This is a genomic window from Mycolicibacterium duvalii (genome assembly GCF_010726645.1).
In the GTDB taxonomy this organism is placed as follows: Bacteria; Actinomycetota; Actinomycetes; order Mycobacteriales; family Mycobacteriaceae; genus Mycobacterium; species Mycobacterium duvalii.
On the sequence record NZ_AP022563.1, the window covers coordinates 1 to 18,642 of the forward strand.

At 67.9% G+C, this 18,642-nt stretch carries 18 protein-coding genes and 7 pseudogenes; 13 read left to right on the forward strand and 12 right to left on the reverse strand.

Annotated elements, in window-relative coordinates; genetic code table 11:
* Nucleotides 1–2: 2 nt before the first annotated feature.
* Both G6N31_RS26935 and cynS read left to right on the forward strand, forming a co-directional pair.
* Nucleotides 3–530 (forward strand): annotated as a pseudogene (locus G6N31_RS26935) (formate/nitrite transporter family protein); the annotation flags it as partial.
* A 45-nt stretch (nucleotides 531–575) separates the two neighbouring features.
* Nucleotides 576–1,023 (forward strand): annotated as a pseudogene (cynS, locus tag G6N31_RS00010) (cyanase).
* Between the two features lie 53 nt (nucleotides 1,024–1,076).
* Here the strand turns inward: cynS and G6N31_RS00015 are convergent.
* Entirely contained in the window at nucleotides 1,077–1,748 is a 672-nt protein-coding gene (locus G6N31_RS00015; RefSeq protein ID WP_244962250.1) for a sigma factor-like helix-turn-helix DNA-binding protein, read from the reverse strand.
* 94 nt (nucleotides 1,749–1,842) lie between these two features.
* Nucleotides 1,843–1,914: pseudogene (locus tag G6N31_RS27750) on the reverse strand (hypothetical protein); the annotation flags it as partial.
* A 126-nt stretch (nucleotides 1,915–2,040) separates the two neighbouring features.
* Between G6N31_RS27750 and G6N31_RS00020 the strand changes: the two are divergent.
* A pseudogene (locus G6N31_RS00020) lies at nucleotides 2,041–2,370 on the forward strand (DoxX family protein); the annotation flags it as partial.
* Nucleotides 2,371–2,784: 414 nt separating this feature from the next.
* Here G6N31_RS00020 and G6N31_RS00025 read toward each other — a convergent pair.
* Both G6N31_RS00025 and G6N31_RS00030 read right to left on the reverse strand, forming a co-directional pair.
* The gene (locus G6N31_RS00025; protein WP_244962251.1) at nucleotides 2,785–3,009 is read right to left on the reverse strand and encodes a hypothetical protein; all 225 of its coding nucleotides are present in this window, start codon (nucleotides 3,007–3,009) and stop codon (nucleotides 2,785–2,787) included.
* Between the two features lie 140 nt (nucleotides 3,010–3,149).
* Nucleotides 3,150–3,500, reverse strand: a complete 351-nt coding sequence (locus tag G6N31_RS00030) for a DUF732 domain-containing protein (protein WP_133117670.1) — start codon at nucleotides 3,498–3,500, stop codon at nucleotides 3,150–3,152.
* Nucleotides 3,501–3,745: 245 nt separating this feature from the next.
* Between G6N31_RS00030 and G6N31_RS00035 the strand changes: the two genes are divergently transcribed.
* The 5 genes and pseudogenes from G6N31_RS00035 to G6N31_RS27270 all read left to right on the forward strand — a co-directional run bounded on the left by G6N31_RS00035 (nucleotide 3,746) and on the right by G6N31_RS27270 (nucleotide 6,337).
* Complete coding sequence (locus G6N31_RS00035) at nucleotides 3,746–4,081, forward strand: STAS domain-containing protein (protein ID WP_163721975.1); 336 nt, start codon at nucleotides 3,746–3,748, stop codon at nucleotides 4,079–4,081.
* A gap of 140 nt (nucleotides 4,082–4,221) precedes the next feature.
* Entirely contained in the window at nucleotides 4,222–4,458 is a 237-nt protein-coding gene (gene mbp1, locus G6N31_RS00040) for a microaggregate-binding protein 1 (protein WP_163721976.1), read from the forward strand.
* A gap of 138 nt (nucleotides 4,459–4,596) precedes the next feature.
* The gene (locus tag G6N31_RS00045; protein ID WP_234815247.1) at nucleotides 4,597–4,893 is read left to right on the forward strand and encodes an STAS domain-containing protein; all 297 of its coding nucleotides are present in this window, start codon (nucleotides 4,597–4,599) and stop codon (nucleotides 4,891–4,893) included.
* A 543-nt stretch (nucleotides 4,894–5,436) separates the two neighbouring features.
* Nucleotides 5,437–6,003, forward strand: a pseudogene (locus G6N31_RS27865) (YncE family protein); the annotation flags it as partial.
* Nucleotides 6,004–6,061: 58 nt separating this feature from the next.
* Nucleotides 6,062–6,337, forward strand: a complete 276-nt coding sequence (locus tag G6N31_RS27270; protein ID WP_244962253.1) for a YncE family protein — start codon at nucleotides 6,062–6,064, stop codon at nucleotides 6,335–6,337.
* Nucleotides 6,338–6,377: 40 nt separating this feature from the next.
* Here G6N31_RS27270 and G6N31_RS00055 read toward each other — a convergent pair whose 3' ends face one another.
* Both G6N31_RS00055 and G6N31_RS00060 read right to left on the reverse strand, forming a co-directional pair.
* Nucleotides 6,378–7,067: a response regulator gene (locus tag G6N31_RS00055; protein ID WP_098002806.1), complete on the reverse strand. Its 690-nt coding sequence runs from the start codon at nucleotides 7,065–7,067 to the stop codon at nucleotides 6,378–6,380.
* Entirely contained in the window at nucleotides 7,064–8,626 is a 1,563-nt protein-coding gene (locus tag G6N31_RS00060) for a sensor histidine kinase (protein WP_098002807.1), read from the reverse strand. Before G6N31_RS00060 ends, G6N31_RS00055 begins: the two co-directional genes overlap by 4 nt.
* 108 nt (nucleotides 8,627–8,734) lie before the next feature.
* Between G6N31_RS00060 and G6N31_RS00065 the strand changes: the two genes are divergently transcribed.
* The gene (locus tag G6N31_RS00065) at nucleotides 8,735–10,117 is read left to right on the forward strand and encodes a cation:dicarboxylate symporter family transporter (RefSeq protein WP_098002808.1); all 1,383 of its coding nucleotides are present in this window, start codon (nucleotides 8,735–8,737) and stop codon (nucleotides 10,115–10,117) included.
* 57 nt (nucleotides 10,118–10,174) lie between these two features.
* On the opposite strand, the gene G6N31_RS00070 is transcribed toward G6N31_RS00065, so the two are convergent.
* Together G6N31_RS00070 and G6N31_RS00075 are read right to left on the reverse strand one after the other, a co-directional pair.
* Nucleotides 10,175–10,483, reverse strand: coding sequence for a hypothetical protein (locus G6N31_RS00070; protein ID WP_098002809.1), 309 nt, complete (start codon nucleotides 10,481–10,483; stop codon nucleotides 10,175–10,177).
* A gap of 35 nt (nucleotides 10,484–10,518) precedes the next feature.
* Nucleotides 10,519–11,705: pseudogene (locus G6N31_RS00075) on the reverse strand (lipid-transfer protein).
* A 111-nt stretch (nucleotides 11,706–11,816) separates the two neighbouring features.
* On the opposite strand from G6N31_RS00075, the pseudogene G6N31_RS00080 reads away from it, so the two are divergent.
* Nucleotides 11,817–12,871 (forward strand): annotated as a pseudogene (locus G6N31_RS00080) (NAD(P)H-dependent amine dehydrogenase family protein).
* Complete coding sequence (locus G6N31_RS00085) at nucleotides 12,868–13,734, forward strand: patatin-like phospholipase family protein (RefSeq protein ID WP_098002811.1); 867 nt, start codon at nucleotides 12,868–12,870, stop codon at nucleotides 13,732–13,734. Before G6N31_RS00080 ends, G6N31_RS00085 begins: the two are co-directional and overlap by 4 nt.
* Here G6N31_RS00085 and G6N31_RS00090 read toward each other — a convergent pair.
* Both G6N31_RS00090 and G6N31_RS00095 read right to left on the reverse strand, forming a co-directional pair.
* Nucleotides 13,723–14,691 carry a patatin-like phospholipase family protein gene (locus tag G6N31_RS00090; RefSeq protein WP_098002812.1) on the reverse strand — a complete coding sequence of 323 codons (969 nt, stop codon included), beginning with the start codon at nucleotides 14,689–14,691 and terminating at the stop codon, nucleotides 13,723–13,725. The two genes, G6N31_RS00085 and G6N31_RS00090, sit on opposite strands and share 12 nt — an antisense overlap.
* A gap of 63 nt (nucleotides 14,692–14,754) precedes the next feature.
* A complete protein-coding gene (locus G6N31_RS00095) occupies nucleotides 14,755–15,183 on the reverse strand; it encodes a lipoprotein LpqV (protein ID WP_098002813.1) in 429 nt (142 codons plus the stop codon).
* A gap of 113 nt (nucleotides 15,184–15,296) precedes the next feature.
* Here G6N31_RS00095 and G6N31_RS00100 point away from each other — a divergent pair, with 113 nt between their 5' ends.
* Together G6N31_RS00100 and G6N31_RS00105 are read left to right on the forward strand one after the other, a co-directional pair.
* On the forward strand, nucleotides 15,297–15,803 hold the full coding sequence (locus tag G6N31_RS00100; RefSeq protein ID WP_098002814.1) for a cysteine dioxygenase: 507 nt from the start codon (nucleotides 15,297–15,299) through the stop codon (nucleotides 15,801–15,803).
* Nucleotides 15,804–15,817: 14 nt separating this feature from the next.
* Nucleotides 15,818–16,165 carry a rhodanese-like domain-containing protein gene (locus G6N31_RS00105; RefSeq protein ID WP_098002850.1) on the forward strand — a complete coding sequence of 116 codons (348 nt, stop codon included), beginning with the start codon at nucleotides 15,818–15,820 and terminating at the stop codon, nucleotides 16,163–16,165.
* Here the strand turns inward: G6N31_RS00105 and G6N31_RS00110 are convergent.
* Both G6N31_RS00110 and G6N31_RS00115 read right to left on the reverse strand, forming a co-directional pair.
* A complete protein-coding gene (locus tag G6N31_RS00110) occupies nucleotides 16,162–17,850 on the reverse strand; it encodes an alpha/beta hydrolase (protein ID WP_098002815.1) in 1,689 nt (562 codons plus the stop codon). The two genes, G6N31_RS00105 and G6N31_RS00110, sit on opposite strands and share 4 nt — an antisense overlap.
* Before the next feature lie 9 nt (nucleotides 17,851–17,859).
* Nucleotides 17,860–18,639, reverse strand: coding sequence for an enoyl-CoA hydratase (locus G6N31_RS00115; RefSeq protein WP_098002816.1), 780 nt, complete (start codon nucleotides 18,637–18,639; stop codon nucleotides 17,860–17,862).
* Between the last annotated feature and the right edge of the window lie 3 nt (nucleotides 18,640–18,642).

Here is an 18,642-nt window from a genome sequence, read left to right on the forward strand (position 1 = left end):
GGGGCGTCACGGTGCGCCTCGATGCTGCGCAACTGGGGCTGGGTGTTCCTCGGCAACCTCGGCGGCGCGCTGACCGTCGCGGTGATGATGGCCATCGTCTTCACCTACGGGTTCAGCGCGGACCCCAACGAGGTCGGCGTGCGTCTCGGCGAGATCGGCCACAGCCGCACCGTCGGTTACGCCGAACACGGCGGTGCCGGCATGCTCACCCTGTTCATCCGCGCGGTGCTGTGCAACTGGATGGTCTCCACCGGCGTCGTCGCGGCGATGATGTCGACCAGCGTCTCGGGCAAGGTCATCGCGATGTGGATGCCGATCATGCTGTTCTTCTACATGGGCTTCGAGCATTCGATCGTCAACATGTTCCTGTTCCCTCCGGCCTGATGCTCGGCGGTGACTTCAACCTCGTCGACTACATGGTGTGGAACGAGATCCCGACCGTGCTCGGCAACCTCGTCGGCGGCCTGACCTTCGTCGGTCTGACGCTCTTCGCCACCCACGCGCGGACCGGGCCGGACCGGCTGACGGTCCCCGACGCCCCGGTGGTGGGCCCGCGCCGCGAGGGAGGTCAGCGCATGACACCGATCATGGCGAAGTCCGAGGCCGCCGAGCTGATCGTCGCGGCCGGATCCGCAAGAAGCTGACGTGGGCCGAGATCGCGAGCGAACTCGACGCGCCGCTGGTGTGGTGTGTGGCCGCGCTGCTCGGGCAGCATCCGATGCCGGCGACACAGGCCGAACAGGTCTGCGCGCTGCTCGACCTCGACGAGTCGGTGGCAGAGAGCCTGCAACGGCAACCGGCCCGGGGCATCGACCCGGCACTGATGTCCGACCCCACGATCTACCGGTTCCACGAGGCGCTGTCGGTGTACGGCCCGGCGATCAAGGAGCTCATCCACGAGGAGTTCGGCGACGGCATCATGAGCGCGATCAACTTCAACGTCGACATCGCGCGCCGGGAGCATCCCGACGGTGACCGGGTGGTGGTCACCCTGGACGGAAGTTCCTCGATTACCGCTGGTGACCGGGGACGGGCGGCGGCGCACCATCGCTACGGGCCGTTCGTCCCGATCTCGTTCACAGTGCGTAGAACCGGTCGGCCGGACGCACCGGCCGCAGGTTGATCTCCGTGATGACGCCACCGGTGGTGGCGATGTCGATGAGGGCCCACGGGTGTCCGCCGGGTGCGATGACATCGACAGGGTGTCCGTCGACACGCATCGGGCGCTGACGCGGATCCGGTCGACGAAGGATCGGGTCTCGGCGACCGCCGCGGCGCCGCGGACGGTGGTGGCGGCGCCGCGCGGCAAGAGTGCCGGGTCGGCGCGGCGCACGCAATCCGGCGCCAACAGCGTCGTCATGGCGATCGCCCCGGGCGGCGTGCAGGAAGGCGTCGACGATCTCGCGGTGCTGACGGTCGTCGCGATGCTGCGGGCCGCCCGGCGCAGGCGGGGAGAGCCGGGCGCGCGCCCGGCTCGCGTGTTTCTTCGCGGCGGCCGGTGTGATGTCCAGTACCGCGGCCACCGTGTCGAACGGTAGCGAGAAGAGGTCGTGCAGCACGTAGGCCACCCGCTGCGGCGGGGTCAGCTCACGCATCAGCATCAGCAGCGCCCTCGACACGTCCTCACGGCGCAGCATCGCCTCGTCGGCGGCGGCGATCGCTGTGTCGATGCCGTCGGTGAGTTGGCGGCCAAGGGCATCTCGGCGCCTCCGCTCCCGGAGCTGGTCCAGGCAGACCCGGCTGACCACCGTTGTCAGCCACGCCGACGGGTTGTCGATGGCCGCAGTGTGCGCAGCCTGCGCGCAGCCATGCCGTCTGTACCGCGTCTTCAGCGTCCTGCGCCGCCCCGACGATCCGGTAGGCGACCGAGAGCAGCGTCGGCCGCGCTTGTTCGAATTCGGCTGTGGAGATCACGGTGTCACCTTCCCGCGGGCCGGACGTCAGAACAGGTGAGAGCAGTTCGACGGGCTGGAAGGCGGCGAGATGAGCATACCGACGATCGCGATGGGAATGGGAGCTGGTGACGTGCCCGATGCGGTGATGTCTGTCCTGGCGACGGCGACGGTGGCATGCGCGGCGGCCAACGCCGCCGTGGCAGTGGCGGATTGGCGCAGGGCGCAGTTCGTGGTGGCCAATTCGTCGGAAGTCGGAGTCGCGTCGACGATGATCCCGTATCCGCTGAAGATGGCCGGCGCCGTCGGGCTCATCGCCGGTCTGACCGTCTCGCCCTGGCTGGGCCTGGCAGCTGCTGTGGGTCTGGTGTTGTTCTTCGTCGGCGCTGTCGCGGTGCACGTACGCACCGCGGTCTGGCACAACATCGCATTTCCGTTGGGCTATCTGGGCCTTGCGGTCGCTGCCGCCGCGTACTTCGCGGCCGTCGTCGGGCGCGCGGTCAGATTCGGGCGACGGATCGGATCCGGATCTGGTCGGTCTCGCACTGGCGGCACGTCAGCGGGCGGATCTTCAACCGTACGTTGGCGATTCGCAACGCTCGTTGGCACATCGGGTACGGGCAGCCGACAACCGCACCCACCACTGGGCGGGTGGGCGAGGCCCGCAGAAGTTTCGGCAGCTGCACAGGATCTCAGGCTCGAAGTCGAGTTCTGCAGCGACGGCTCGAGCAGTGTGGTCACGGCCTCCAAATCTAAAGTGGAGGTCGAGACTTTGCGGGAGGCGCGCGGGAAATCGCGGCGCGGCGCGGATTGATGACCTCAGGTGGTGCAGTCGAGCGTCACGGTGACCTTCGGTGTCGGCGCGACCCGGAACACGTTGATGTCATCGTCGTCATTGATCACGAACGGCTGACCGGGTGGTTGCGCACCCGCTCACCGAGCACTGCTCCAACGGTGCGGTGCCGACGCGGCTGATACGCACGTCGAAGCCTTGCGCGCGAAGTTGATTGATGGTCGTCGAGGCCGAGTCGACTGCCCCCGGGGCGGCCCCCGACGGGGTGGCGTAGGCCAGCAGAGCGCCGACCGGCAACACGCTTGCGGCGATGATCTTCTTCATGGTGGAACTCCTGCGAGGGGTGGGTCACTGCGCGACCACGGTGATTTTCGAATGACACCATCGTCGCCAGGCGCTCGCTGCAACGCTTGAAGGCTGCGTGGAGATTCCGTGGAGATTCGCCGCCGAGTCGGTCCGAGCGCTCAGCCGCCGACGACGGCTTGATAGCCCGGGCAGTAGGCCCTGACCGCACCCTGCATCAGGGCTGCGGCCTGAGCCGCGTCGAGGCCGTCGCCCTGCAACGACTGCACCAGGTCCAGCTGCACCCGGGCCGGGTCGACGCCGTTGGCCGCGCCCTCGGCGACGATGCCGCAGATGTTGTTGCCCATCTCGACAGCCTGCTCTTCGGAGGCGAAGTTCACGCCCAGTGTGCTCAGCAAGGCCACGAACTCGGTATCGGGGTCGGTCGCGTGGGCGGTGTGCATGCCGAGCAGGACCGGGACCGAAGCGGTAGCCGCGACGATGATCGACGAAACCGCGTGACGAGCGCGCATGCTGCCTCCCGAGGGCTTGTGGTCTGCGCGGATGGTATCGGCGCACCCTGCTGCGGCGCTGAACCCGCGATCGCGTCGGCGCGGCGCCACCGCCGGGATTCCGAGATCACGATCAGGTAGGCTCAGGAAGCGGCTCGGACGGCCTGGCGTGACCGTCGTCCGCCGCGATATTCGGGTTCAGACCGTAGCCTCCCGCACCACCGCGACCGCGCAAGCGGCGCCGAGCACGAGACGAGGCTCCCGACGTGCAGCAATTCACAGAACGCGAGGTCGACGGCGTGATCGTCGTCGCAGCCATGGGTGCTGTCGACATGCTGACCGCGCCGCAGTTGCAGGACGTCATCACCGCCGCCGCGCAGCGCAAGCCGTCAGGCCTGATCGTCGACATGACCGAGGTCGACTTCAGCTCCGCCGGGATGCAGGTGCTGATGGCCAGCCGCAACAAGCTCGACCCCCAGACCAGGTTCGCCGTGGTCGCCGACGGTCCCGCCACAAGCCGCCCGCTGAAGATCACCGGCATCGCCGACTACATCGAGATGTTCTCCGCGCTCGACGTGGCGCTGACCAACTTCTCGTCCTGAAACTGCTCGCGCCACGGCGCAGATAACGGAATGTTTGCGATTCCGACCCGCCGGGAACAGATCGTTCGCCAAACAGCCATGCTGGTCCCGGACACGGCCTCACACGTCGCCGGGTAGGAAACTGCAAAAGGAGCACTTCCGTGGGTGACAACAACTCGGGTCCAGAAGAAGCCGTCAAGGGCGTCGTCGAAGGCGCCAAGGGTAAGGCCAAAGAGGTGATCGGCGTCGTCACCGGCCGCGACGATCTGCAGCGCGAAGGCGAGGCGCAGCAGGACAAGGTCGACGCGCAGCGCGAAGCCGCGAAGAAGGAAGCCGAAGCCGAAAGCGCACGAGCGTCAGCGAAGGCCAATGAGGAACGTCAGAAAGCCGAACAGTAATTCTCTGACGGGCAGCGCAGCCACGCGATGACCGTCACGTCCATCCGCAGCAGGTCAGCCGACTGCCGGCGCTTTTCGATAGCGTCGACAGTACTGGCTGTCGACACCTGCGCGCGGGGACGTGGCTCACGACGAGAAGTGACCGTCGCCGTCACCGGTGAGGTCGATGCGGCCAACGCGAAACGGTTCGCACACACGGTCCGCGAGGCGGCCGGTGTGTGCGCCAGCCTGGTCCTCGACCTCACCGAGGTGCACTTCATGGCCTTCGACGGCGCGTCGGCGCTGTATGCCCTCAGCGCCCACCTCGGCCGGGAGGGCGTCGCTTGGTGTGTGGTCGGAAGCCCGTCGGTGCGCCGGGTGCTGCAATTGTGCGATCCCGAGGGGCTGATTCCGGTCGCCGACGTGGCCTCCCTCCGAGGTGCCGAGCCGGCCTGAGCAGCTGTGGCAAAGCAGCCGCAGAGCCCGAATATCTTGCCGTGCGGCCCTGTGATCTAGCGCTCACTTTTTCCGGGCAAACCTAAGAGTTTGTTATCAAAAGGTTTCAACGGTGCCTCGATGAGTGCGTTGCCAAGCACGGCGATGGCCCAGTTCAGCGGGTTAAATTTACGTTGCTGACAGGAAAGCGCCCGCAGCAGGCCAAAAAATTATTAAGTGGTGCCTGAGAAGTGTTGTGGCGCTTGTCCATTGCGGGAAACCGGGTGTTCGTGACCTTGAAATCCGATGGTTACAGTGGTTTCAGGTCGCTCCCCAACCCGGGGCCAGGACAGTCGATCTAGGCCGGATGCAGTTCATGCCGGCGGAGGTTTCACAGCACATGGCAAACATTGCGGTGCCCCGAGGGCATACCCGGCACGATGTCGAACGTGAGGCCGCCGGTCTCGAGCAGTCGAGCTGCGAGACCGGCGCCACCTTTGAGCGGCGGTTTGCAGTCGGCACGGCCCGGTCGGCGAGATCGCCGCGTCAGGCAGCACGGTGGTGGTGGCGAACTTCGCCGACGACACGGTGTCGCTCTTCGACGCGGCCACCCTCGCGCCGACCGCAACCATCGCCGTCGACGGCGAGCCGGTAGCGGTCGTCGCAGCCGACGAGCGCGTCTACGTCAGCGTCGCGTCGCAGGGCCATGACGCCGTCTCGGTGATCGATGTGGAGAGCCGGGCCGTGGTCGCGACCTATCCACTGGCCTCCGGGGTCACCGCGCTCGCGGTCAGTCCGGACGGCAAGCGGGTGTACGCCGGCCGCTCCGCTGGGCAGCGGGTCGAACTGTCGGTCATCGACACCACCGCGGAACGCGTCGGAACCATCGACATCGGCTCGGGCCCGGCGGCCAACATCGACGCCGTCCGCGTCGACCCGAGCGCCAAGCAGATCTACGTCGCCGTCACCGATGAGCAGGGTAGCCAGCTGGTGGTCGTCGACGCCGAGACAACGCGGGTGAGCCGGGTGATCCCGGTCGGCGCGCCGATCCGGGACATCGCCTATGGCGGCGACGCGGTATTCGTGCTCACCTCCGACCGCGCCGTCGGCGGCGCCGTCTATGTCGTCGACCTGGCCACCCACCGGGTCAGCGACTTCGTGGCGCTCGGCGGCGCGCCCACGCAACTCGTTGAGCCCCGACGAGGCCCGCGCCTACGTCGTCGACTACGACCGTGTGACGGTGGTGTGCGCGCTGAGCCTCGACATCCTCGACACCCTGAAGGTCGATGCGCGGCCTTCGTGTGTGGCCCACCGGGTGGACGGGTCGCAGCTGTTCATCGCCGACTACTCCGGTGCGGTGAACGGGTTCTCCGTCGAGTCCACGCTCGAGGACCTGTATCTGCAGTTCTTGACGACCGACGCGATCGCGCTGAGCGTGCCGAGCCTGCAGCCCGTCACCGCATAGCGGCCGACCTTCCCGCTCGCCCCAGGGGACCGTCGCTGTATCAGCGCCACTGGTACCGCGTTTTCGGACGGCCGGTCTTGCCGTAGTCGGTGTGACGGCGGACGACCCCGTCCTCGGCGAGCCGCTCGAGATAGCGCCACGCCGTCACCCGTGAGACGCCGATGCGTTTGGCGACCTCGTCGGCGGAGACGCCGTCGGTGGAATCACGCACGACGCGGGCGATTTCGTCGTTGGTGCCCGGTGCTGACCCCTTCGGAGCCGCGGCGCGGTCAGCCCCCACGCGTAATTGGGCAAGGGCGCGGTCGATTTCAGCCTGGCTGGCGGCGTCCAAACCTGCGGGGAGCGCGTCGCGGTAACGCTGATAACGCTCGAGGCGGTCGCGGAAGGCGGAGAAGGTGAACGGTTTGAGCAGGTAAGCCAGCGCGCCGTGGCCGACCGCGGCGCGCACCATCTCCAGATCCCGCTCGGAGGTGATCACGATGATGTCCGGCGCCGGCCGCAACCCCGACAACGCCGAGGCCAGCGCGATCCCGTTCGCATCGGGCAGGCCGATATCGAGCAGGACGAGATCTATCGGTGTCTCCGACGCGGCGGCCTCCGATGCAGAACGCATCGCATCCCTCGCGGTGTGCACCACCGCGGCGATCGAAAAGCCCTGCAACCGCTGAAGGTAAGTCCGGTGGGCGTCGGCGATCAGCTCTTCGTCCTCGACGATCAGGACCTTGATCACGGACGCGGCACCGTGACCGTCACGACTGAGCCGTAGGTCATGTCGGCGCTCAGATGCCCGTGATGGCGTCGGACCACTTGCGCCACCAGTGCCAGACCGAATCCGTGACGCCCCTCACCGGCTTCGGGCTTGGTCGAGTACCCGCGCTTCATCGCGTTCTGAAACATGCTTTCGTCCATGCCTTCTCCGCTGTCGGCGACGCGGATCAGCAACCTTTGCGCATTCTGGTGCACCGTGACCTCCACCCACGGGTCTTCCGGGTCGCACGCTTCCATCGCATTGTCGATCAGATTTCCGGCGACGGTGACCAGTTCCTGTGCCGTCAAGAACAACTCGTCGGTATCGGCGGGCAGCTCGGACTCCTCCGTCACGGTCAACTCGATCCCGCGTTCGCTGGCCTGGGCCGACTTGCCCAGCAGAAGAGCCACCAGGGCGGGCTCGCCGACCGCGTGCGACAGTCGATCCACGAGTTGCTGCGACAACTCGAGCTCTGCGGTGGCGAACCCGACGGCCTCCTCGGAACGCCCCATCTCGACCATCGTGACGATGGTGTGCAACTTGTTGGCCGCCTCGTGGGCCTGGGCGCGCAGCGAGTCCGTCAGCACTTTCAGCGACGTGAGTTCACCGAGCGCGCCCTGCAATTCGGTGCGGTCGCGGATCGTGACCACCTCAGAGGTATCCGGTCCCGACCGCACCCGTGATCGGTTCACCACCAGCACACGGTCGTCGGTGACGTGGACTTCGTCCCGGGCGCCGGGGTTGGGACTGCGCAAGAACTCGGGGAGCTCATCCGGTGAGACCTCACCTGCCGGGAGCGACAACAATCGGCGCGCCTCGTCGTTGACCACCGCGACCCCGGAACCGTCGAGCACGATCAGCCCCTCCGACACCGAATGCAGGATCGCGTCGTGATGGTCGTACATGACGCGCAGTTCCTCCGGGCGCAGACCCCGGGTCTGGCGCAACAGGCGACGACGGATACCCCACACGCCGAGCATGGAGATCGCCAGAGCGCCAACGCCTATCGCGGCGATCACCGGTAGCTGGGATCGCCAGCGCTGCGCCAAGCTCTGCTGCAGAATGCCCGCGGCGACCAACCCGATGACGCGGCGCTCGGAGTCGTAGACCGGTGCGACGGCGCGAACAGACGGCCCCAGAGTGCCGGTGTAAACCTCGGTGAACGTCCGCCCCTGCAGCGCGGGTTCGATGCTGCCCAGGTAGTCACCACCGATCTGGGCCGGGTCTGTGTGGGTGTACCGGGTGCGGTCGGGCGCCATGATCGTGATGAAGGCGATATCCGTTTGGTTGCGCACCAACTCGGTGACCGGTTGCAGGATCTCGGTGGCGCGCCCCGACTCGATCGCTTCGGCAGTCGACGGCGAGTCGGCCAACGTTGTCGCGATGCCGAGCACCTGCGCCTCCGCGGCCGCGTCACCGTCGCGGCGGGCGTCGTAGACGGCCAGCGCGCTGCCGGCCAACACGATCACCGCGATCACCAGGATCTGCAGCGCGATCGCCTGACCAGCCAGCGACCGCGGCCACGGCGATCTGCGTCGCATCCGGCACGACCCTTCAGGTGAACGAAATGAACTAAAACGTGACCTGGCTCACGCTCACACAGCATCTTTTCAGACCTGTTGCCCGCTTGATTCCGGAGGACATTCCCGATGACGACCACGATCGACCGACCCGTCCCGCCCGGCGCGCCGCGACGCAAGCGCGACCGCACCCATTGGCTCTACATCGCCGTGCTCGTGGCGGTGGTCGCCGGCGTCGGCGTCGGCATACTCGCGCCCGCCGTCGGCACCAGTGTCGGAGTCCTCGGCACGATGTTCGTCGCGCTGATCAAGATGATGATCGCGCCGGTGATCTTCTGCACGATCGTGCTCGGTATCGGGTCGGTGCGCAAGGCCGCCACCGTCGGCAAGGTGGGCGGTTTGGCCTTCGTCTACTTCCTGGCGATGTCCACGTTCGCGCTGGCCATCGGCTTGGTGGTGGGCAACCTCCTGCACCCGGGCAGCGGCTTGCGGCTCAGCGACAGCGCCGCGGGCAAGGGCGCCGAACTCGCGGACAAAGCGCACGAGGCCGGTGGTCTGCTGGACTTCGTCCAGGGCATCATCCCCACGTCGATGTTCTCGGCGCTGACCGAAGGAAGTGTCTTGCAGGCGCTGTTCATCGCGCTGCTCGTCGGTTTCGCGCTGCAGGGCCTCGGGTCGGCGGGGGAGCCCATCCTGCGCGGCGTCGAACATCTGCAGAAGCTGGTGTTCAAGGTGCTCGTCATGATCCTGTGGCTCGCACCCATCGGTGCGTTCGGCGCGATCGCCAACGTGGTCGGCCAGACCGGATGGGCGGCGGTCGGCCAGTTGATGGCCCTGATGCTCGGGTTCTACCTGACCTGCGTGTTCTTCGTGTTCGGCGTGCTGGGCACATTGCTGCGGACGGTGTCCGGGGTGTCGATCTTCAAGTTGGTGCGCTACCTGGCACGCGAATACCTGCTCATCGTGTCGACCTCGTCGTCGGAGTCGGCGCTGCCCCGCCTCATCGCCAAGATGGAGCACCTCGGCGTCGACCGGTCCACCGTGGGCGTGGTCGTACCCACGGGCTACTCGTTCAATCTGGACGGCACCGCGATCTACCTGACGATGGCCTCGCTGTTCATCGCCGGTGCGCTGGGTGATCCGCTGACCCTCGGCGAACAGATCGGCCTGCTGGTGTTCATGATCGTCGCCTCCAAGGGAGCGGCCGGCGTCACCGGTGCAGGACTGGCCACGCTCGCCGGCGGTCTGCAGGCCCACCGCCCCGACCTGCTCGACGGCGTCGGGCTCATCGTGGGCATCGACCGGTTCATGTCGGAGGCCAGGGCGCTGACCAACTTCTCCGGCAATGCGGTCGCCACTCTGCTGGTGGGCTCGTGGACCCGCACGATCGACAAGAGCAAGGTGAGTGCCGTGCTGGCGGGAGACGATCCGTTCGACGAACTCACCATGCTCGACGACCACGGCCCGCGCGCCGACGAGCCGGGGCAGGCCAGAGTCCCTGCGGCGAAATAGCACCCGGCGACAAAGGCCCGGCCGGGCTTCTCCGGCCGGGCCTTCCTCGTGTCGAAGCTAGACGGTGCAGTCCAGGGACACGGAGATCGGCAGACGGAGCAGGACCTCCTCGAAACCGATGACGAGGTCGCCGTCACGGTCACGCTCGATCACCACGTTCGGCTGGACCACCGCTTGCGGGTTGCGGATCCCGATGACGGTGCATTCCTCGAGGGGAGCACTACCGATCCGGTCGACATGCACGGTGTAGCCCTGCGATTCCAGCTGCTCGATGACCTGGATCGGGTTCGACGGTTCGGCGGCGTCCAGCCCTCCCGATGCGCACAGCACACCCAGCAAAGACGCCGCCGCCACTACCGTGTGCATGGCCGGGCCTCCTGACTGCGCACCCGACTCACAGATTACCTCTCGGCGCGCTGGTAAGCGGTGACCACGGCGGCCCCGCCCAGCCCGATGTTGTGTTGCAGCGCGGCGGTGACGCGGTCGACCTGCCTCTTGTCGGCGGTTCCGCGCAGCTGCCACGTCAGCTCACTGCACTGCGCCAGACCCGTCGCTCCCAGCGGGTGTCCCTTCGAGATGAGCCCGCCGGACGGGTTGACCACCCAGCGTCCGCCGTAGGTCGTCGCGCTGTCGTCGATCAGCCGCGGCGCCTCGCCCGGCCCGCACAGCCCCAGCGCCTCGTAGAGCAGCAGCTCGTTGGCCGAGAAGCAGTCATGCAGCTCGATGACCTGAAGTCCTCCGGTCCGAGCCCGGACTGCTGATAAACCTGCTGTGCGGCTTTGACATTCATGTCGTAGCCGATGATGTTGGCCGCGCTGCCGTCGAATGTCGACGCGAAGTCGGTGGTCATCGCCTGACCGACGATCTCGACGGCCTGCCCGGCGAGCCCGCGCTTGGCGACGAAGTCCTCGCTGGCCAGCACCACGGCCGCCGAACCGTCCGACGTCGGCGAACACTGCAGCTTGGTCAGCGGATCGGAGATCATCTTCGCCGCCAGGATGTCGTCGAGGCTGTACTCGTCCTGGAACTGCGCATACGGGTTGTTCACCGAGTGCTTGTGGTTCTTGTGACCGATCTTGGCGAAATGTTCGGCGGTGGTGCCGTACTTCTTCATGTGCTCGCGGCCGGCCGCGCCGAACATCCACGGCGCCACCGGGAACTGCATCTCGTCAATCTCGTTGAGCGCCAGGATGTGTCGCTTCATCGGGGATTCACGGTCATCGGCGCCGCCGCCCAGCGAACCGGGCTGCATCTTCTCGAAACCCAACGCCAGCACGCAGTCGGCCAGCCCACCGCGGATAGCCTGCGCGCCGAGGTAGAGCGCCGTCGACCCGGTCGAGCAGTTGTTGTTGACGTTGACGATCGGGATGCCCGTCATGCCCAACTCGTAGAGCGCGCGCTGGCCCGACGTCGAGTCGCCCGAACAGTAGCCGACGAAACCCTGCTCGATGTCGGTTTAGTCCACCCCGGCGTCGGTCAGTGCGTTGGTCCCCGACTCCCGGGCCATGTCCGGGTAGTCCCAGCCTTCCCGGCGCCCCGGCTTCTCGAACTTGGTCATCCCGACGCCGACGACGAAAACTCGCTCCATGCTGCCATCCCTTCGCTGCTGTGCGGTCTGTGCAGAAACCTAGCGCGCCCGTTCGGATCCATGCGGACCGGCTGCTGGTATAGACCTTGAAGGCGACAGTGAGGAGACGATATGGCGCTGCGGGTCGTGCAGTGGGCCACCGGCGGGGGTCGGTGTGGCTGCGATCAGGGGAGTGCTCGAGCATCCCGAGCTCGAGTTGGTCGGGTGCTGGGTGCACTCGCCGGACAAGGCCGGCCGCGACGTCGGCGACATCGCCGGCACCGACCCTCTCGGCGTCACTGCCACCAACGACGTCGACGAGATCCTGGCGCTGGACGCCGACGCCGTCATCTACACGCCGCTGATGGGTGACCAGGACCAGGTCGCGGCCCTGTTGCGCGCCGGCAAGAACGTCGTCACCCCGGTCGGCTGGCTGTATCCCAGCGAACGGAGCGGCGCACCGCTGCGCGAAGCCGCGCTGGCGGGCAACGCGACGTTGCACGGCACCGGCATCGCGCCCGGCGGGATCAGCGAGAAGTTCCCGCTGATGCTCTCGGCGATGTCGACGGGCGTGACGTTCGTGCGCGCCGAGGAGTATTCCGACCTGCGCACCTACGAGGCGCCCGATGTGCTGCGCCACGTGATGGGCTTCGGGGAGACCCCGGACAAGGCATTGACCGGACCGATGCAGAAGATGCTCGACGCCGGCTTCATCCAGGCGGTGCGGATGTGTGTCGACCAGCTCGGTTTCGCCGCGGACCCCAAGGTGCGTGCGACCCAGGAGGTGGCGGTGGCCACCGCGCCGATCGACTCGCCGATCGGGCAGATCGAACCCGGCCAGGTCGCCGGGCGCAAGTTTCACTGGGAGGCGCTCGTCGACGACGAGCCCGTGGTGCGGGTGACGGTCAACTGGCTGATGGGCGAGGACAACCTCGACCCGGCGTGGTCGTTCGGGCCCGCCGGGCAGCGCTACGAGATCGAAGTGTGCGGCAACCCCGACTTCACGGTGTCCATCAAAGGCTTCCAGTCCGATATCGGCGGTGAGGGACCGGAGTACGGCGTCGTCGGTACGGCGGCGCACTGCGTGAACTCGGTCCCGGCGGTGCGCGGCGCCACCCGGGATCGCCACCTATCTCGATCTGCCGCTGATCAGCGGCAAAGCCGCACCCGCGAAGGGGCGCCGATGACCGACGGCATGCGGGCGTTGGTACTGGCCGGCGGCGGCCTGGCCGGCATCGCCTGGGAAACCGGTGTGCTGCTGGGCATCTGCGACGAGGCCCCGCGGGCCGGCGCCGCGCTGCTGGATTCCGAGGTGTTGGTCGGCACGTCCGCCGGCTCGACGGTGGCGGCGCAACTGAGCAGCGGGACGGCGTTGGAGGAGCTGTTCGCGCGGCAACTGTCCGACGAGGCCGGTGCGCGGGAAATCCACCCCGGCGTCGCGATCGAGACGATCACCGAGTTTTTCCTCGACGCGATGCAGACCCCGGGCGCGACCAAAGAAGAGAAGCTCCGCAAGATCGGCGCGGTCGCGGCCGCTGCCGACACAGTCTCCGAGCCGACGCGCCGTGACGTCATCGCGCACCGGCTGCCGTCCCACGACTGGCCACGACGAGTCCTGCGCATGACCGGGATCGACCTGGACACAGGGGAACTCGTGATCTTCGACAACGACTCGGGAGTCGGTCTGGTCGACGCCGTCGCCGCCAGCTGCGCTGTGCCCGGGGTGTGGCCGCCGGTGCGCATCGGGTCGCGCCGGTTCATGGACGGGGGAGTGGGCAGCACGGTCAACATGAGTGCGGCAGACGACTGCGCCACGGCGGTCGCGCTGGTCCCGTCCAGCTCCCAGACCCCGTCACCGTGGGGGACCGGCACCGTCGACGAGATCAACGCGTTCCCGGGGGCGACGCTGGCGATCTACGCCGATGCCGAGTCGCTGCAGGCATTCGGCCCCAACCCGTTGGACCCCGCCTGCCGCGCCCCGTCCGCGCAGGCCGGCCGTGCACAGGGCCGGCGGGAAGCGCGCCGCGTCGCCGAATTCCTAGGAGCGTGAGTTGCGGGCTTCCAGCGTGTCCAGACCGGTCGCGGCCAGTTCCTGGCCGATCTCGATGACCTCGGCAGAGCGGTGGAAGTCCAAGCTGCGGCACACGGTGCGCGGCACCTCGATCAGCAGGTCGGGCGGATAGGCGGCCAGCGTGTGCCGGGCCAGCGCCGACTGCGCGATGTCGATGACCCGGTTCATCACCTCGAAACTGCCCAGCTTCGGTACTGCCGGCACCGCGACGTCCTCGTCCTGCACGGGTTCGTCGTCTCCGGTCATGAAGCGGCCCAACATCGCCCGCCCGGTCTGGGTCTCCAGTAACGAGCGGGCCGCCTTGCTGTCGAGCAACGACGACCTGGTGCGCCACATCCGGTTCAACCACTCCCCGCTGGGACGGGCGTCGTGCTCATCGCGGCGGGAGTCGGGATCGTCCCCGGACAGGCTCACCGCCAGCGTCACGTCGGCGACCACCGCGGCGATCGGCGCCATCGGAATCGGATCGAGGATGCCGCCGTCGGCCAGCAGGCGGCCGTCGAGCACATGCGGGGTGATCAGACCGGGAATCGCGATCGATGCCCGGATCGCGTCGTCGACCGGTCCCCGCTGCATCCACACGGCCTTGCCGGTGATCAGATCGGTGGCCACCGACGTGTACGGCACGGGCAATTCCTCGATGGTGATGTCGCCGACGATCTCGCGCACCGCATCGAGAATCTTCTCCGCGCGCAGCACTCCGGCCGAGGTCAACGACGGATCGAGCAGGCGCAGGACCGCGCGTTGAGTCAGCGAGTTCGCCCAGCCGGTGAACTCGCCGAGCTTCCCTGCCGCCTCCAGCCCGCCGACCAGCGCGCCCATCGAAGACCCGGCGACGCCGACGATTTCGTGACCGCGCTCGTGCAACTCGTTGATCACGCCGATGTGGGCGTAGCCGCGCGCCCCGCCGCTGCCCAGCGCCAGTGCGACCCGCATCCGTCCATTCTGACCGGTCCGCGTACCGCCGTGCGGCGACCTGGTTCACCGCGTGATGCGAACTCATCCACAGAGGTCGTCGGCGGCCGCCTCGACCGCGACGATGACCCCCGACTGCTGGCCGGGGGTCAGCTCCGCCCAGGGCTTCGCGAAATCCCCGGCGCCCACCGGCCCGCCCCGCTGGACCGTCGCCAGGTACGGCTCGATCAGGCTGCGCGGGTCACCGCCCTGCTGCTGCATCCACGTCTTGGCTGCTCGGCAGGCCTGGAAGTAGTCGTCCTCGGTGGACTCGGCGGGTGCGCCGACCGTTGTGGTGACGCCACCGGGGGACACCCCCACCTCCCCGGGCCCCACGGGGGTCGCCGGCGCGGAGGTCGTCGTCTCGGATGCGGACGGCGGGCCCGGCTCCTGCTCGCCGCCCGACGAACAGCCTGCGAGCGCCACCGTGACCACGACGACGAGCCCGGCCCGGCCGAGGAGGTACCTGCGCATGGGGCCAATCTATGCAACACTGGCGTCCGTGCTGACGCAGACCCGGGTGCTGGAGTGTTGTTCGGCCTGACCGCCGACCCCCGTTCCCCTCTGCTCATCTTCGGAGTCCCCGCATGCTTCTCGCGCCCACCCGGCTGCGCCTGCCCGACCTTCTGCACCTCACCGACCGGTTCGCCGACGACGTCCTCGTCGGGGACTACGACCACCTCATCCCCGAGGGCGGCCTGTCGCGCACCGAGCGGTGGTTCACCCGCCTGCACGGCGATGACGAGCTCGACGTCTGGCTGATCAGCTGGGCGCCCGAACGCGCGACCGAGCTGCACGACCACGGCGGCTCCCTGGGGGCGCTGACGGTGATCAGCGGCGCGCTGCGGGAAACTCGTTGGAACGGTGCAGGTTTACAGGACCGCACCCTGATCGCCGGTGACCAGGCCGCGTTCCCGCTGGGCTGGGTGCACGACGTGGTGTGGGCCCGGGACCCCGGCGCGGTGCCGGGGCCGACGCTGAGCGTGCACGCCTACTCACCGCCGCTGACCGCGATGTCGTACTACGACGTGACCGGGGACAGGCTGCGCCGCAACAGAACCGAGCTGACCGGACAACCGGAGCGGGAGCAGTGAGCAGGATCGACACCATGCTGGCGCGGGCGCGCGCCCGGCTCACCCGGCTGCCCGCCGAGCAGGTTCCGGCCGCGCTGGCGCGCGGAGCGCTGCTCGTCGACATCCGCCCGGCCGCGCAACGGGCCGCCGAGGGTTCGGTGCCTGCCGCGCTGGTGATCGAGCGCAATGTGCTGGAGTGGCGGTGCGACCCGACCAGTTCCGCGCGGCTGGCCGAGGCCGTCGGGGACGACGTCGAGTGGGTGATCCTGTGCTCGGAGGGTTACACCTCCAGCCTGGCCGCCGCGGCGCTGCAGGACCTGGGTCTGCACCGCGCCACCGACGTCATCGGCGGCTACCAGGCTTTGAAACACGTTTTGTATTAGGAACTCTCGTCGCTGCGCAACAGCGGGCGCAGCCGTTCGGTCTTCTCCTGCGTCCAGCGCGGCGGCAACAGGATCTGCGCCCACGCGTCGGCGACGTCGCGGACATACACGTGGCCGTGGCCGTCGGGGACGTTGACCGCCACCGCCATGTCGGCGGACACCTGAAGGAACGTGACCACCGGAATCCACTCCATGTCCGGTGAGACGTCGGGCCCGCGCTTTTCCCGCAGCCAGTCCGGTCTGGCGAAGAGCAGGTCGGGATTCCACCAGGCGATCGGGTCGGAGGCGTGCTGCAGGTACACCACCCGCGGTTGGTCCCAGACCGCGTGCGGACGTTGCAGGTCTTTCGGTTCGGCGACGAAGCGCACGTTGGCGCCGTCGTCGTAGATCGGCAGCCACTGCGGTGAGCCCGGGTCGCGGTTCAGTGTCAGGTCGTTCCACACCGTGTTGTTGAACGTGGGGCCGCTGAACAGCGCACCGTCGGTGCGGGCGATCAGATTGTTCAAGGCCAGGAACGGAGCCTCCCCGCCGAAGGACCCCAGGCTCTCGCCGAAGACGACCAGCGTCGGGCGTTGTGCCTCAGGCATTTCCCGGATCAGTTGGTCGACGGCCTCGAACAGTGCCTGACCCGCTTGACGGGCGTTCTCCTTGTCGACCAAGAACGACAGCCAGCTGGGCAGGAACGAGTACTGCATCGACACGATCGCGGTGTCGCCGTTGTACATGTACTCCAGCGCGGTGGCTTCGGCTTCGTTGATCCACCCGGTCCCGGTGGTGGTCGCCACCGCGACCACGGCGCGTTGCAGGCCGCCGGTGCGCTGCAATTCCCGGGCCGCCAACTCCGCGGTGGCCTTGATGCCGTCGGCCGAATTGAGGCCCGCGTAGGCCCGGATCGGCTCGGTGGCCGGTGCGCCGTTTAAATCGGTGAGCTCCTCGACGGTGGGTCCGCCGGAGATGAAGATGCGGCCCTGATGGCCCAGCGACTCCCAGGACACCAGTGACTCCGGACCGCCGGAACGCAGGACGGTCTGCGGGGCAGCGAAGTCGGGGTCGGTCTCGTCGTTGACCGCGGCGAAGGTCTTGTTGATGGTGCTCATCGCGAATCGCACCACCACGCCGTTGAGCAGTGCCACCGACAGCGCCACCACCAGGCCGACCGCGATGACCGCCGAGACCCGTGGCGGAGCAACGCGGTTGAGCTGTCGAACCAGGAAGCGCACCAAAAGGCGCAGCGCTTTCCCGATCTCGACGAGTACGAACAACGTCACCAGCGCGATGAGCCCGGCCAGCGGGTAGTCCCAGAACCCCAGCCGCGGCACCGCCATCAGGTCGCGGACGTCGTCCTGCCAGCGGTGAAACCAGAAGATCGCCAACACCATGCCGACGGCCCCGACCAGGACCAGGATCGGCCACGCCCATTTCGGGGCGGGCGGGCTGGAGTCCTTGGACCCCAGGTAGCGCACCAACCACACCGCGAACACCCCGATGCCGTAGCCCGCCGCGCCGGCGCCGCCGCTGACCAGCCCCTGGAACAGCGGGCCGCGCGGCAGCAGTGACGGGGTGAGTGACAACCAGAGCAACACCAGCCCGACGGCGGTACCGGTGAACGTGTAGTGGCGAATCCACCACGCACGCCGCGGTGCAACGGGCTCGGTGGTCGTCGGCGCCTCGGCGGTCTCGGTCACCCACGCACTCTAACGGTGTGTGAAGTTCGCTTCCCGCTTCTCGGTGAACGCGTTCATGCCTTCGGTCTGGTCGTCGGTGGCGAAGGCCGAATGGAACAGCCGCCGCTCGTAGAGCAGGCCTTCGGCCAGCGTCGCCTCGAACGACCGATTGACGGCCTCCTTGGCCATCCGGGACGCCGACAGCGACATCCCGGCGATGGTGCGCGCCACCGCGCCGGCTTCGGAGAGCAGCGCATCGGCGGGCACCACCCGCGACACCAGCCCGGCGCGTTCGGCCTCCTCGGCGTCCATGTTGCGGCCGGTCAGGATCAGGTCCATGGCCTTGGCCTTGCCGATCGCGCGGGTCAGCCGCTGCGAGCCGCCCATCCCGGGCAGCACGCCGAGCTTGATCTCCGGCTGCCCGAACTTCGCGCTGTCGGCGGCGATCAGGATGTCGCACATCATGGCCAACTCGCAGCCTCCGCCCAGCGCGTATCCGGCCACCGCGGCGATGGTCGGGGTGCGGGTCGCCGCGAATCGGCCCCAGGCGGCGAAGAAGTCGGACGAGAACACGTCGGCGAACGAGAGATTCGCCATCTCCTTGATGTCTGCTCCGGCGGCGAAGGCCTTCTCGTTACCGGTGATGATGATTGCCCCGACGCCCGGGTCGGCGTCGAGTTCAGCTGCGGCGCTGGTGACTTCGTGCATCACCTGGCTGTTGAGCGCGTTGAGCGCCTTGGGCCGATTCAGCGTGATGGTGGCCACGCGGTCCTCGCGGGTGAGCAGGATCGTCTCGTAACTGTCGGTCATTCC